The organism is Roseateles chitinivorans (assembly GCF_050632235.1).
GTDB classification, from domain to species: Bacteria; Pseudomonadota; Gammaproteobacteria; order Burkholderiales; family Burkholderiaceae_C; genus Roseateles; species Roseateles chitinivorans_A.
In genome coordinates this window covers 712,467-726,339 of record NZ_CP192584.1, presented here as the reverse complement: position 1 = coordinate 726,339, position 13,873 = coordinate 712,467, and the positions used below count along the sequence as shown (strand labels likewise).

General features: G+C 68.8%; 12 protein-coding genes. 4 read left to right on the top strand and 8 right to left on the bottom strand.

From position 1 onward, the window contains the following. The first annotated feature begins 222 nt into the window (after positions 1-222). Positions 223-1,008: a DUF488 family protein gene (locus tag ACQ859_RS03185; RefSeq protein ID WP_431264584.1), complete on the top strand. Its 786-nt coding sequence runs from the start codon at positions 223-225 to the stop codon at positions 1,006-1,008. On the opposite strand, the gene ACQ859_RS03180 is transcribed toward ACQ859_RS03185, so the two are convergent. Beyond that, positions 965-1,789, bottom strand: coding sequence for a hypothetical protein (locus ACQ859_RS03180; protein ID WP_431264583.1), 825 nt, complete (start codon positions 1,787-1,789; stop codon positions 965-967). The two genes, ACQ859_RS03185 and ACQ859_RS03180, sit on opposite strands and share 44 nt — an antisense overlap. Before the next feature lie 246 nt (positions 1,790-2,035). On the opposite strand from ACQ859_RS03180, the gene ACQ859_RS03175 reads away from it, so the two are divergent. Together ACQ859_RS03175 and ACQ859_RS03170 are read left to right on the top strand one after the other, a co-directional pair. Beyond that, complete coding sequence (locus tag ACQ859_RS03175) at positions 2,036-2,341, top strand: hypothetical protein (RefSeq protein WP_431264582.1); 306 nt, start codon at positions 2,036-2,038, stop codon at positions 2,339-2,341. A gap of 50 nt (positions 2,342-2,391) precedes the next feature. Then, entirely contained in the window at positions 2,392-3,417 is a 1,026-nt protein-coding gene (locus tag ACQ859_RS03170; protein ID WP_431264581.1) for an NAD-dependent epimerase/dehydratase family protein, read from the top strand. Here ACQ859_RS03170 and ACQ859_RS03165 read toward each other — a convergent pair. From ACQ859_RS03165 to ACQ859_RS03135, 7 genes are all read right to left on the bottom strand, one after another. After that, a complete protein-coding gene (locus tag ACQ859_RS03165) occupies positions 3,404-4,957 on the bottom strand; it encodes a methyl-accepting chemotaxis protein (protein WP_431264580.1) in 1,554 nt (517 codons plus the stop codon). The genes ACQ859_RS03170 and ACQ859_RS03165 overlap by 14 nt on opposite strands. Positions 4,958-5,099: 142 nt before the next feature. Then, positions 5,100-7,079, bottom strand: a complete 1,980-nt coding sequence (locus ACQ859_RS03160; protein ID WP_431264579.1) for a hypothetical protein — start codon at positions 7,077-7,079, stop codon at positions 5,100-5,102. A 137-nt stretch (positions 7,080-7,216) separates the two neighbouring features. After that, positions 7,217-7,900: a sulfate/molybdate ABC transporter ATP-binding protein gene (locus ACQ859_RS03155; protein ID WP_431264578.1), complete on the bottom strand. Its 684-nt coding sequence runs from the start codon at positions 7,898-7,900 to the stop codon at positions 7,217-7,219. Beyond that, on the bottom strand, positions 7,897-8,565 hold the full coding sequence (modB, locus tag ACQ859_RS03150; protein WP_431264577.1) for a molybdate ABC transporter permease subunit: 669 nt from the start codon (positions 8,563-8,565) through the stop codon (positions 7,897-7,899). Before modB ends, ACQ859_RS03155 begins: the two co-directional genes overlap by 4 nt. A 45-nt stretch (positions 8,566-8,610) precedes the next feature. After that, positions 8,611-9,378, bottom strand: coding sequence for a molybdate ABC transporter substrate-binding protein (gene modA, locus ACQ859_RS03145; RefSeq protein ID WP_431264576.1), 768 nt, complete (start codon positions 9,376-9,378; stop codon positions 8,611-8,613). Between the two features lie 247 nt (positions 9,379-9,625). Then, complete coding sequence (locus ACQ859_RS03140; protein WP_431264575.1) at positions 9,626-9,949, bottom strand: winged helix-turn-helix domain-containing protein; 324 nt, start codon at positions 9,947-9,949, stop codon at positions 9,626-9,628. A gap of 128 nt (positions 9,950-10,077) precedes the next feature. Then, positions 10,078-12,210, bottom strand: a complete 2,133-nt coding sequence (locus tag ACQ859_RS03135; protein WP_431264574.1) for a diguanylate cyclase domain-containing protein — start codon at positions 12,208-12,210, stop codon at positions 10,078-10,080. 235 nt (positions 12,211-12,445) lie between these two features. Here ACQ859_RS03135 and ACQ859_RS03130 point away from each other — a divergent pair, with 235 nt between their 5' ends. Beyond that, positions 12,446-13,873, top strand: a complete 1,428-nt coding sequence (locus tag ACQ859_RS03130; RefSeq protein WP_431264573.1) for a circularly permuted type 2 ATP-grasp protein — start codon at positions 12,446-12,448, stop codon at positions 13,871-13,873.

Sequence of the window (13,873 nt, the reverse complement as noted above, 5' to 3'; positions counted from 1 at the left end):
AGAAAGAGGCGCGGCTGGTTTGCGCATTCATCTAACCCCGTGCGTCCCTCACAGGCCAAAACTCCGTCGCCTCTCAGGGAGGCAACGTTACGAACTTCTGAGCGAAAGGCGGAGCAGGAGCTGCGAGCGTTCAGATCCGAGCTGAGGCGATCCTCCACCACGCTCCATCCGCCCATCCGTAAAGCCCAGAAGGGATATTTGCCTCCCGCGCGGACGATCGAAATGGCGGAAAAATCCGAGAGCTTGATGAACAAGTATTGCCGGAACATCAAATGCTCGCGCTCACGATTTGCCAGAAGCCATCCGGAAGCGAGTCCAAAATCTTGGTCAGCAGGCCACCTTTCCGGCGTTGAACTGCCGGAAGTCGCGATCATGATTTCCCGGAATCCACAAGCGCCTCACCCAGCCAGACAGCCCGGCAACGCCCGGGCTTTTTGCGCCCGGACGCGCGCGGCCCGCATGTCGCATTTCCGTCTCCTGGATAAAGATCGGCACGCCGCGATGAAGGCACACTCAGCAGACACCATGGCAGCCACCGCGCTCTACACCTTCGGCTATGAGGGCTTGACCATCGAGGCGTTCATCGCGCGCTTGAAGGAGGCTCGCGTTCAACTGGTTGTTGACGTGCGTGAATTGCCGCTGTCGCGAAAGAAGGGGTTCTCCAAGACAGCGTTCCGGGAAGGGCTCGCTGCGGCCGGAGTTGCCTACGAGCACCGCCCCGCATTGGGCTGCCCCAAGCCCGTGAGGAACCGCTACAGGGCCGACGGCGATTGGCAGGCTTACACGGATGGTTTTCACGCACATCTGGCCCTGCAGACAGCCGTCATCCAAGACCTGGCGCTGACGACATCGGCGCAGACAACCTGCCTCGTCTGCTTCGAGGCGGATTTCGGCTTCTGCCACCGCACCTATGTCGCGCGCGCGGCTCACGATGCGGGCGCGCCGGCCATTCGGCATCTGACGGCTAAAACAGTGATTGCTGACGTGCCAACGCGTCTGGCAGCCTAGGCGGATATAGCACGCTGACGATCAGCCACTGCTTCGGAAAGCGATGAATGGTGCCCATCAGGAAGAGCACTTCTCGGTTGCGAAATTCGGTGACGAATTTCTGTCGGAACGCGGTCTGCCAATCATGCTGGCGATGCACGTGCCAGTACAACGCTCCAGCCTCCCAGTCCACAAGCTTGTGCTTGAACTCGGCAGTCCCAGCCTCGGTTCGGCATTCGTAGCGGTAGTGAAAGTCGAAGGGTAACTTCTTCAGAGTAGCCAACGTCCGCCGCTCTTCATGGAGATCGAGCAAGCTCTCCTGCTGCTGCTCCTGCAACAGTTTCAGCTTCTCATCCTCCGTCCAGTCCGCGTTATCCACCGGCGTAATGTCCAATCCCAAGAGCCGGCTTGGACGTACGAGTCCCAACGTCACACCTTCAGTCTCGCGCGTCGCGTCGAGGGCTTCGAAGGAATCGAACACGGGAACGCTCCTGATGGCCTCACGTCGAGCCATCCAGTAATCGCGCGTAGATATCGGCTCTCCGTCCAGCTGGAGCGTATCCACCGACACTCGGTGACTCTCCGGCCGAGCATCGTCCTGCGCGCGACGCACCCGTGCCCGAACCCATTGCCACTTCTTAAACTGCTGGTCATCCTCGACGAGCCGGAAAGGCACCGGGAACAGACGGATCAACCGGCCGTCCTCAGACATGCCAGCGACACAAGACGTCTCGACATACCGCGAACTCGGAGAGGGATAGGTCTTGCAGAGAATCAGGATGCGCTGACGGTCTGTCGCCATTCGGTTCTCCCGAAACTATCAGTCGTCAAAGGTGGGTGAAGGATCGGACCACAGCCAGGTCTACTTGCGGAATCCCCCATCGGCGGCCCCACCGACACGCAAATTCGCTCGTGCGGGTGCCGCCATTTGTGCGATTGCTCCGCAAACGGATTTCCCTAGAGTTCCGCACCTCTGTTCCAGCGCGACCGGTCTCAGGTCAAGTCCTCGCTGGAATTGGCTTCACACCCGCCAAGAGGTCTTCGAACCATGTTCCCCGACAAGATCCGCCGCTTCATTTCCGAGCTCGTGCAGCGCACCGAAGCCGGAGAGCTCCCGTGGACGTACGACTATTTCGACGCTGTCTTCTGCACGGCAAAAAACTTCTCCGCGAGGCTGCTCTTTTCCCAGAACTCGCGGGAGTCGTGCACTCAATTCGTCCTGGTCTATCGCGACGCCGAAGACAACCTTTACGACTTCTGCGTCACGAGTCTGGCCAATGACATCGCCGACTATCACCTCGCGAAGCAACTCTTCGACACAGCGCGCGCCAGCGGGATGGCGCTCCCGTTCTGACAGCGCGAAAGATGGACACTGAGGTCACTCCCACCAAGGAACAGAACGCCATGCGCCTCCTCATCCTCGGCGGCACCGTCTTCCTCGGTCGCCACGTCATCACCGCCGCGCTGGCGCGCGGGCACACGGTCGCCATACTGAATCGCGGGCGGCGCGGGGCAGGTCTATTCCCCGAGGTCGAACGCCTCATCGGGGATCGCGACGGCGACATGAGCGCGCTGCACGGCCGCGCGTTCGATGCGGTCATCGACTGCTCCGCGTTCAACCCGGCGCAGGTCGAACGCACCGTCGCCGCGCTCGACACGGGCACGCCGCATGTGGTGTTCGTGTCCTCGATCTCGGCGCATGGCGAGTTCCCGCCGCATCGCGTCTTCGACGAATCCACGCCGCTGGCTGAGGGCAACGAAGGCTATGGGCCACTCAAGGCCCGGGCTGAAGAGGCGCTCGCCCGCGCGCTGCCCGACCGGCACGCGATCGTGCGCCCGGGCCTGATCGTCGGCCCGCATGACCCCACGGGTCGATTCACGTATTGGCCGACGCGCGTCGCGCGCGGCGGCGAAGTGCTTGCCCCCGGACGCCCCGAGCGGCCGGTGCAGGTCATCGATGTCCGCGACCTCGCCGCGTTCTGCGTCAAGCTCGCGGAATCGCGCACCACCGGCACGTTCAACGCGGTCGGACCGCGCCTGTCGATGAAGGCGGTGCTCGACGCCTGCCTCCACGCCGCGCCCGGCAGCGACGCCCGCTTCACCTGGAAGCCGGATGCCATGCTGCTCGTGCTCGGTGTCGCGCCGTGGACCGGGTTGCCGTTGTGGCTGCCCGAAGAGGACCCGGCCTTCGGCGGCATGCTGCTGGGCGGCGCGTCCCGCGCCGCTGCCGCAGGCCTCACGACCCGCCCGATCCAGGAGACCGCCGCCGACACGCTGGCCTGGGCGAACTCACCGCGAGAGGCGGACTGGGACGCCAGCAAGCAGGTGGCGACGCTGGCGCCCGCGCGCGAGGCCGAGATCCTCGCCGGCCATTCCGCCACGGACCGACCGGGCGGCCCGGGCGGCTCCGGCCACCTCAGGTCAACCTGAACACCGCGATCGCCGTCGACAGCCGCTTCGACTGATCCTTCAGGCTCTCCGCGGCCGAGGCGGCCTCCTCGACCAGCGCCGCGTTCTGCTGCGTCATCTGGTCCAGGTGACCCACCGCCGCGTTGACCTGGTTGATGCCATCGCTCTGTTCCTGCGACGCCGCGCGGATCTCGGCAATGATGTCCGTCACCCGCTGCACGCTGGTCACGATGTCGTTCATCGTCGTGCCTGCATCGCTGACCAGCCGCGAGCCCGATTCCACCCGGTCCACGCTGGTGGCGATCAGCGTCTTGATCTCCTTGGCCGCCTGCGCGCTGCGCTGCGCCAGCGAGCGCACCTCGCTCGCCACCACCGCGAAGCCCCGGCCCTGCTCGCCCGCCCGCGCCGCCTCGACGGCCGCGTTCAGCGCCAGGATGTTGGTCTGGAAGGCGATGCCGTCGATGGTCCCGATGATGTCGGCGATGCGGCGCGAGCTGTCGCTGATCTCGCCCATCGTCGCCACGACCTGTCCCATGACCGCGCCGCCGCGCTGCGCCGTCTTCGCCGCGGAGCCCGCCAGCTGATTGGCCGTCGTCGCCGCATCCGCGGTCTGCCGCACCGTGCCCGTGAGCTGCGTCAGCGACGCCGCCGCCTGCTGCAGGTTGGACGCCGTCTGCTCCGTGCGCGCCGACAGGTCCATGTTGCCGGTGGCGATCTCCGCGCTCGCCGTGCCGATGCTGTCCGTCGACCCGCGCACCTCGCCGATCAGGCGCAGCAGCGAACCCTGCATCGCATCCAGCGAACGCAGCAGCTGGCCCGTCTCGTCGCGGCCGTCGGTCTCGATGCGTCCCGTCAGGTCGAAACGCGCGATGGCATCGGCGACTTCGGCCGCCTGCGCCAGCGGGCGCGTGATCGAGCGCGCCAGCCAGACGGCCAGCGCGCCGCCGGCTACCAGCGCCACGAGCCCGAACACCACCAGCGCGATCCGCGCCCGCGCATTCGTCTCGGCCAGCGCCTTCATCGCGCTGTCGATCTGGTCGCGCTGCTGCTGCGCCACGACCCGGATGCCTTCCAGGTACTCACCGGACGCCTTCTGGAACTGCTCGTCGAAGATCTGCTTCGCGCGCGCCATGTCGCCCTGCTTCTTCGCCTCGGTGATGGTGTCGCGGACCTTCAGGTAGGTCTTGCGCAGCTCGATCACGCGGTTGAAGTTGGCCCGCTCCTCGGTCGTGGTCAGCTGCTGGTCCAGCTTCTCCTGCAGCTCGGTCGAGACCTTCGTCGAGGTCGCGGCCGCCTGCGTGAAGAAGGTGGCCAGGTTCGGGTCCGCGCTGACGGCGATGGCCGTCGTCCGCGTCGCCCCGTTGAACACGTTGCGGTACCAGTCGGACGCCACGCGCTCGGTGACGATCGCGTCCAGGTACATCTCCTCGGTCTGCGCCGCCACGCGGCTCAGCCCCCAATACCCCATCGCCGATCCGATCAGCGCAATCACCAGCACGGCGGTCTGGACCAGACCCAGCCGCCGGCCGATGGATCCACGGGCGTTCGCGTTGGACATCATTCTTGTCTCCTCGGACGCCGGCCCGAAGGGAGATCGGACCCGACGCGTCGCGATGTTGGCACCCCGAACGTACACCGATATCAAGCCGCCGTTAAGTCGTGTCGCCCCCCGTGGAACGAGGGGGCGGAGGCGCGGACGATCCTCAGATCCGCGGCATCAGGCGCACCTGCGGGATCGGCTTGAGCGAGCCCAGGTCCAGCGTGCGCGGCTGGCCCGACAGCTTGCGCGGCGTCGCCGCGCCGATGCCGTCCAGACCGGTGAGGAAACGAGCCGCCTCCGCCCGCAACGCCGACGAGCGCTGGTAGCGCGCATCCGTGTCGAGCAGCAGCAGCCAGTCCTCCGGCGTCCCCGCGCCTGTGCCCCTGCTTGTGGTGACGCCGGCGCCCGATCCCATCGCCGCGGCCAGTCCGACCGTCGCCGGCTGCATCACGCCGAGGAAGGTCGTCAGCCGGGCGCGCCGGTGGCTGTCCCAGCCCGCGCCGCCCTCGGCGCCCAAGGGATGGAACCGCGCGATCAGGCGCTCGGCGGCCAGGCCGCCCGCTTCCGCCAGCGCGGCGATCGTGCCGGCGGGCATCGTCAGGTTGAGCCCGCCCTCGTCGGGCCGCTGGCTGATCTGGACGATGCGGTCACGGAAGCCCGGCGTCGGGAACAGGATCTCGTCGCGCCAGTTCTGCATCGTGCCGACGATGCTCCACAGGAAGCCGGTCAGTCCCGCCAGCGGCGCCTTCTCCCGCGCGTCCGGCGCCTGCTGCTCCCAGCCGTCGACGAGGTCGGGCTCCGGCCAGTGGCGCAGGCGGCCGCCCCGGTCGTCCTCGGGCAGATAGGTCCGACCGCTGTCGTTGCCCGGCCCCTCGGGCTCGATCGCATGGTCCGGATGCGGACGCTTCAGGTTGACCGCGAAGGTCGGGTGACGCGGCAGCATCGCGTCGAACAGATGCAGCGGCATGTTGCTGCCGATGCCGCCGTCCGAGAACCAGATCCGCGTCGCGCGCAGTCTCAGGCGGCGGCGTTCCTCGGCGGTCGACGCGGCGCGCACCGCGGTCTGCGTGCGCTGGTTGGCGGTGCGCGACCAGTCCACCGCGTACAGCGGCACCGCCGACAGCAGCAGCGGGAAGCTCAGGCTCATCCGGATCGCGACCACCACCGGCAGGTCGCCGTGCCGCGGCAGCGGGCGCAGCTCCCGGCCCTGGGCGCTCTCGATCACCGGACCGTCATGCCCCTTGTCGAACGGGGCCGCCAGCGCTGCCATCACCGCAGGCGGGAACAGCCGCGACCACTCCGCCGGGTCGTAATAGAACATCGGCGTCCCGGGCCGGAAGGGGATGCTGTAGACCATCTGCTGGCTGACCGCGCTCGTGATCACCTCGAGGTTGATGCGGCGCGTCGCCGGGTCGGGCCCCCACAGATCGCCGAAGCTCAGCGGCGGTCCATCGACGCTCTTGCCGGCCAGCTCGTTGAAATAGCCATGCAGCCAGTCGGTGAGCGCGGCCTGTCCGGCTTGCCCCGTCTGTCCCGACTGCGTCTGGCCGCTGCACAGGCCATAGCCGTTGTCCCTGAGCCCGCGAAGCAGGCTTCGGGTGAAGAGCATCAGGACCACACCGACCACGGCCGCCGCCAGGAGCGCGGCCACCACCGCCAGTCCGACGACGGCAGCCGCTGTCGTCCACGGGCCGGACCCGCTGTCCGGCAGGAGCAACCGGGCATACGGCACCAGCAGCACCGCGCCGGCGCCGGCCATCGCGAGTGCCACGAGCCCATGCATCGCCACCATGCCGGCGAGCACCGACGCCACCGCCGCGCCCGCCGGCTTCCCGAGCGCCCGCGTCAGCACCTCGAAGTGGCGGCGCAGGGCGGGAACCGGCTGGAAGAGCGTGAACAGCCGGCTGCGACCGGGGCCAGGTCTTGCGCCCGGGGACCGGGCCGCCGGCGATTCGGTGCCGAGTTCCTCCGGCAGGCGGGCCAGACGCTCGAACGCGGCGGCATGGCCGCGCTGGCGGCCGAACTCCGCCGCGGCGCTGGCCCCGGCCGCGATCGCGCCCGCCGAGGTGCCGCCGATGTTCTTGAACCGGTATCGAGCAGACAGGCCGGCCACCAGCCGCGGATAGATCACGCCGCTGGTCACGCCCCCTTCATGACGAGGTCGCAATGACTGACCCCGTCCGCCTCCGGACGCGGGCTCCGGTCGGGGGCTTCCTCTGGCTGCCTCATGTCGTCGCTCTCCATGACGCCCGATTCTCCGGGTCCGGAGGGCAGGTGCTGTCAGGATCGTTCCGGTTCGACGTCGCGCACCTTGCCGTCGCGGAGCACCACGCGGTGGTCGCCGAAGCGCGCCACGTCCTCGGGGTCATGCGTGATCATCAGCATCGGCATGCCGATGCGCTCGAGCAGCGTGTCGAGCTCCGCCCGCATGCGGCCGCGCAGGTCCGGATCGAGGGCGGAGAACGGCTCGTCGAGGAGCAGCGCGCGCGGCCCGTTCACCAGGGCCCGGGCCAGCGCGGTGCGCTGGCGCTGCCCGCCGGACAGCTGATGCGGCCGCTGCTGCGCGACGCGCTCCAGCTCGAAGGCCTGGAGCCAGCGGTCGACCGCCTCGCCGCCGTCGTGGCGCGACGGATTCCGCCAGCCGCGCTTCAGCCCGAAGGCGATGTTCTGCCGCACCGTCAGTTGCGGGAACAGCGCGTAGTCCTGGAACAGGTAGCCCAGTCGCCGCTCCCGCGCCGGCATGTCGATGCGGGACGCACTGTCGAAGACCGGATGGCCGTCGACGTAGATCGTCCCTTCGTCGGGCTTCAGCAGACCCGCGATCGCCTGCAGCGTCAGGCTCTTGCCCGCGCCCGACGGCCCGTAGATCACCGTGCGCCGGGCCTCGGTGCTGAAGGCGACGTCGAGCTCGAAGCTTCGGCCGCCGCCCTCGACCCGCTTGCGGATCCGGACCTCGAAGCTCATGCGGTACTCCTCGGGCCGGCCAGGCGTCCGGCGGCCAGCAGCACCACGATGCAGGTCAGCGACACGATCAGCACCAGCAGATTGGCGGTGTCGTCCTGACCTGCCTGCACCGCCTCGTAGACCGCGACCGACAGCGTCTGCGTCTTGCCCGGTATGCTGCCGGCGACCATCAGCGTCGCGCCGAACTCGCCCAGCGCGCGGGCGAAGGCCAGCAGCACGCCGGCCAGCACGCCGCGCCAGGCCATCGGCAGCGTCACGCGGAAGAACAGCGCCCATTCATCGAGCCCGAGCACCCGGCCGGCGCGCTCCAGCTGCGGATCCACGCCTTCGAACGCGGCGCGCGCCGACTTCATGACCAGCGGGAAGGCGACGATGGTCGCCGCGATCACCGCGCCCTGCCAGGTGAAGATCAGGTTGATGCCGAAGGTGTCCCACAGCCAGGCGCCCAGCCAGCCGCGCTTGCCGATGACAACCAGCAGGTAGTAGCCGAGGACGGTCGGCGGCAGCACCATCGGCAGCGTCAGCACCGCGTCCAGCAGCTCCCGTCCGGGAAAGCGCAGGCGCGCGAGCGCGAAGCCCGCAGCCACGCCGAGCACCAGGTTGAGCGCGGTCGCCCACCCGGCGACCTTCAGCGACAGCGCGAGTGCGATCCAGGCGGATTCCACGGGGGACGGCGCTCCTCAGCCGGACGTCATCGGCCGATCAGCCATTCAAGGCTTCTGGAAGCCGTACTTGGCCAGCACCGCCTGGCCGGCGGCCGAGGCGACGAAGTCCAGGAACTGCTTGCCGCCGTCGGCGTTCGTGCCGCCGTTGGTGACGGCGATCGGGTAGGAGATCGGCGTCTCGGTCGGCACGCTGAACAGGATGCGGACCTTGTCCTTCAGCACGAAGGCGTCGGTCGCGTAGACGAAGCCGGCCTCGGTCTCGCCGCGCGACACGTAGTCCAGCGCCTGGCGCACGTTCTGCGCAAAGACGGCTTTCGGCTCGATGGCGGCCCACAGGTTGGCCTTCTCCAGCGCGGCCTTCGTGTAGCGGCCGGCGGGCACGCCTTCCGGCTTGCCGATGGCGATGCGCTTGACGGCGGGCTGCTGCAGCTCGGCCAGCGACTTCAGCGTCACGCCGTTCTCCACCGGCGTGATCACGACCAGCGCGTTGCTGACAAAGTTGCGACGCGAGCCCTCGACCAGCAGCTTCTGCTGCTGGGCCTTGTCCATGGTTTCCTGGTCGGCCGATGCGAACACATCGACCGGCGCGCCCTTGGCGATCTGGGCGAGCAGCGCGTCCGACGCGGCGAAGTTGAACTGCACCTTCGTGCCGGGATGTGCGGCCTCGAAGGCCGGTGCCAGTTCCTTGAACGCATTGGTCAGGCTGGCGGCGGCGGAGACGGTCACGTCCGCGGCGTGCGCGAGGCCGGCGGCCATCAGCGCGAGGGTCAGCACGGCGGCGCGGCGGGCGAACTTGAACGGGGTCGGGCGCATGGCGATTCCCTCGAAGGATGGATACGAAAGTGGCCGCAATATATCCCAGGATATTGCGAAGGACGCCGCCCGAACACGAGCCTGCTCGCCACGCGCACGAGCATTCCCGGCCCCACGAACCTCGATGACCTCAGTGCTTCGAAGCCGGCGACGCCGGTGCCCCTCGGAGCGAACCCTGAGCGAAGCGAAGACTGTGAGCGGAGAGGGGCACCGGCGTTGCCGGCGTGCGCGCCGCTCGTGCCTGTATTCAGCCGGCCAGCAGTTTGAGCAGCTGTTTGATCTCGGGCTTGCAGGCTTGGAGCGCGGTCTCCTCGATCTGCCGATAGAGCGAGATCAACGCCCGTCCTGAGTCGGTGAGGGCGCTTCCGCCGCCCTTGGCGCCGCCTGCGGCGGTGGCGACCGCGGGTTCCTTGAGTGCGCGGTTGGTTTCATCGATGAGCAGCCAGGCGCGGCGGTAGGACATGTCGAGGGATTTGGCTGCCGCGGTGATGGAGCCGGTTTCGTCGAGTGCTTCCAGGAGCGCGATCTTGCCGGGCCCGATGGCGATGACGTCGCCGACGGTGACGCGCATGCGGAGCTTGAGCGTCGGCTTGGGCGCCGGATCGGATGCCGGGTGGGGTGAGGAGCGGGCGGGAGTCGAGCGGGCAACCATGTCCGCATTACACCTGATGCCGCCCGAGGCGCAGCACCTGTCGCGCCTCAGTCCGCCAGCCGCCAGCCGCCGCGCCCGGCCGCCTTGGCGGCGTAGAGCGCGTCGTCCGCGCGGCCGAGCAGCGCCACGTCGCCCTCCGCCCCGCCGTCGTGGCAGGCGATGCCGATGCTGGTCGACAGCTGCAGCGCCTGCCCCTGCAGGGTCAGCGGGGCTTTCACCACCTCCAGCACCTTCTCCGCGACGAGCGTCGCCTCCTGCGGTGAATGCAGGTTCTCCAGGATCAGCACGAACTCGTCGCCGGCCAGCCGGCAGAGCTGGTCGGTCTCCCGGATCGCGCCGCGGACGCGGTCGGAGAAGGCGCGGAGCACCACATCCCCGGCCGCATGACCCAGGGAATCGTTGATCTGCTTGAAGTGGTCCAGGTCCATGAACATCAGCGCCATCGTCCGCTGGTTGCGCCGCGTGCGGGCGATCGATTCGGACAGGCGGGACTCGAACTGGCGCCGGTTCGGCAGCCCGGTCAGCGGGTCGACGCGGCTCAGCTGGTCCAGCTCCCGTTCGACCTGCTTGAACGGCGTGATGTCGGTCGCCAGCGTGTAGACGCCCGCGACGCTGCCGTCGGGGCGCAGGTCGGGCACGTACTCGGCGAGCATGTCCCGCGCCACCCCGTTGGTCTCCGAGCGTGTCTCGAAACGCTGCCGCACGCCCGCCAGCGCCGCCTTCAGGAACGGTTGCCGCTGGGCATGCAGCACCGGGCCGATGACCTCCAGCAAGGTCCGGCCCAACGCCGCCTCCGGCTCCATGCCCATCCAGGTCCGGAAGGTCGCATTGAGGAAACGCAGCCGCTCCTCGGAATCGATGTAGGAGATCAGCACCGGGAGGTTGTCCGCGATCGTGCGCAGGCGGCGCTCGCTGGTCTCGTGGCGCAGCACCGCCTCGTGCAGTTCCAGCGTGCGCGCCTCGACGCGCAACTCCAGCGACGCGTTCAGTGCCGCCAGCGAGCGGTCCTGCTCGGCCTGCCGGTGCGCCAGGTCGGTCAGCGCGTGCGACAGCACCGCCGCCTCGCGGTAACCGCCGACGACCGGGAGCGCGTCCTCGCTCAGGTGACGGCGTTGCGCGATCGCATCGGCCAGCTCGTTCAGCGGCCGGCTCATGCGCCGTGCCAGCCACCAGCTCAGCGGCACCGCCGCTGCCAGCAGCAGGATCGCGCACAGCATGATCTGGCGGCGCAGCCCGTAGTAGTCGGACAGCGCCACGGCCACCGGCTGCCGCACCAGCACCATCCAGCCCAGGCCGGGGTACAGGCCGTAGCCCTGGCTCGGCACGCTGACGGCGAAGTAGTCGACACCGTCGGCCTCGTGATGCCGCAGGCCCTGGCCGTTCTCGGCGCCGATCGGCATCTTCTTGCCCTCCAGGTCCGAGGGACCCAGGATCACCGCCCCGTCCTTGCCGAGGACCAGTGCGTCGGCCTGATGGGACGACAAGGTCGCGTCGATCAGCTCGCTCTTGATCTGGCGCGCCCAGCCCCAGCTCAGGTGCACGCCGAACACCCCCTGCAGTTGACCGCGCTGGTCGAGCAGCGGGATCGCGAAGTCGACGAAGCGCCAGGGCTCGTTCTGGCGCGGCAGCAGCTTCTCCAGCAGCAGCGCCGCGTGCACGTCGCCGACGAAGGGCTGGCCGCCCTTCGCGCCCTGCCACCACGGGCGCTTGGAGACATCGACGCCGTCCAGCAGCCCGCCGGCGGCGGCCAGCACCTTGCCCTGGCTGTCGGTGACGCCCAGCCACGCGAAGTGATCGAAGCCGACCTGCACCTGGTCCAGCGCGCGACGCATCGTCTCGGGGTCGTCGAAACGGCGGAAGGGCTCCAGCTGCGCCAGCACCCGGACTTCCTTGAACTGCTGCGCCATGCCGCGGTCCAGGGCGTCGCGGAAGTCGACCGCCACCTGCCGCAGCGACTCGACCGCACGGCGCTCGGCGTGGGCGCGCGCGAAGTTCTCGATCAGCAGCGCGGAGATCAGCAGGGCCGCCGCCACCGCCGACAGCACCATGGCGGTGAGCCAGCGGCCGAGCGACGCGCGCGAGCCGCGCGGGGGAACGAAGCCGTCGGCGCCCGGTCCGCCGGCGCCGTTCGGGTTGCCGGGCGCCGAAGGCGGCGTCAGGACCTGGGAGTTGTCGTGCATCTTCGCAGTTGTAGCGAGAGCCGGCGCAGCCCGCAACGCGGGATAGTGCCACTGCACCAGCGGCGGGCAAAGCCCGACCCTGTCCGGGCACCGTCGGGGGGCGGGCTGTGCAGGCGCACCAAAAGCGGTCAAGCTGGGGGCCCGTCCGGCCCGCCCGCCGGACGGGGGTGGGCACGGCGCTTGCAACCGGCCCCTTCCGACCGCCACCCGGAGGCGGTCCGTCCCTGGAGACCTCATGCATGCGCTGACCCTTCCGGCCGCTGGCCACTATGACGAGATGCTGCTGCAAAGCGGCGCGATCCGGCCCAGCTACCAGGCCTTCGCGGACTGGCTGCACGCGCAGACGCCCGACGCCCTGGCCAAGAAGCGGGCCGAAGCCGACCTGCTGTTCCACAAGGTCGGCATCACCTTCGCCGTCTACGGCGACGAGGCTGGCGCCGAACGGCTGATCCCCTTCGACACCGTGCCCCGCATCGTCCCCGCCGACGACTGGCGGATGCTGGAGCGGGGCCTGCGCCAGCGCGTCACCGCGCTCAACCGCTTCCTGTGGGACATCTACCACGACCATGAGATCGTGAAGGCCGGCCTGATCCCCGCCGAGCAGGTCTTCGCCAACGCGCAGTACCAGCCCGCGATGCAGGGGCTGGACCTGCCGCTGGGCGTCTACGCCCACATCACCGGCGTGGACCTGATCCGACATTCCGACGGCGGTTATTACGTGCTGGAGGACAACCTGCGCGTGCCTTCCGGCGTCAGCTACATGCTGGAGAACCGCAAGATGATGATGCGGCTCTTCCCGGAGCTGTTCGCGAAGTACTCGATCGCGCCGGTCGCGCACTACCCGGCGCTGCTGCTGAACACGCTGCGCCAGGCCAGCCTGGCCGACAACCCGACCGTGGTCGTGCTGACGCCGGGGCCGTTCAACTCGGCCTACTTCGAGCACGCCTTCCTCGCCCAGCAGATGGGCGTGGAGCTGGTCGAGGGCCAGGACCTGTTCGTCAAGGACGGCTTCGTGTTCATGCGGACCACCGTCGGACCGAAGCGCGTCGACGTCATCTACCGCCGCATCGACGACGCCTTCCTCGACCCGCTGGCCTTCCGGTCGGATTCGATGCTGGGCGTGCCGGGGCTGCTGTCGGTCTACAAGCAGGGCCACGTGGTGCTGGCCAACGCGGTCGGCACCGGCGTGGCGGACGACAAGTCCATCTACCCGTACGTGCCGGACATGGTCCGCTTCTACCTGGGCGAAGAACCCATCCTGCACAACGTGCCGACCTGGCAGTGCCGCAAGCCGCAGGACCTGGACCACGTGCTCAACAACATGGCCGAGCTGGTGGTCAAGGAAGTCCACGGCGCCGGCGGCTACGGGATGCTGGTCGGGCCGGCCTCGACGGCGGCCGAGGTCGCGGACTTCAAGGAACGCGTCAAGGCCAATCCCTCCAACTACATCGCCCAGCCGACGCTGTGCCTGTCGAGCTGCCCGACCTTCGTCGAGCGCGGCATCGCCCCGCGCCACATCGACCTGCGGCCCTTCGTGCTCTCGGGTCGCGAGGTCAACATGGTCGCCGGCGGCCTGACGCGCGTGGCGCTGAAGGCGGGCTCGCTGGTCGTGAACTCGTCGCAGGGCGGCGGGACGAAAGACACCTGGATCCTGGAGAACTGA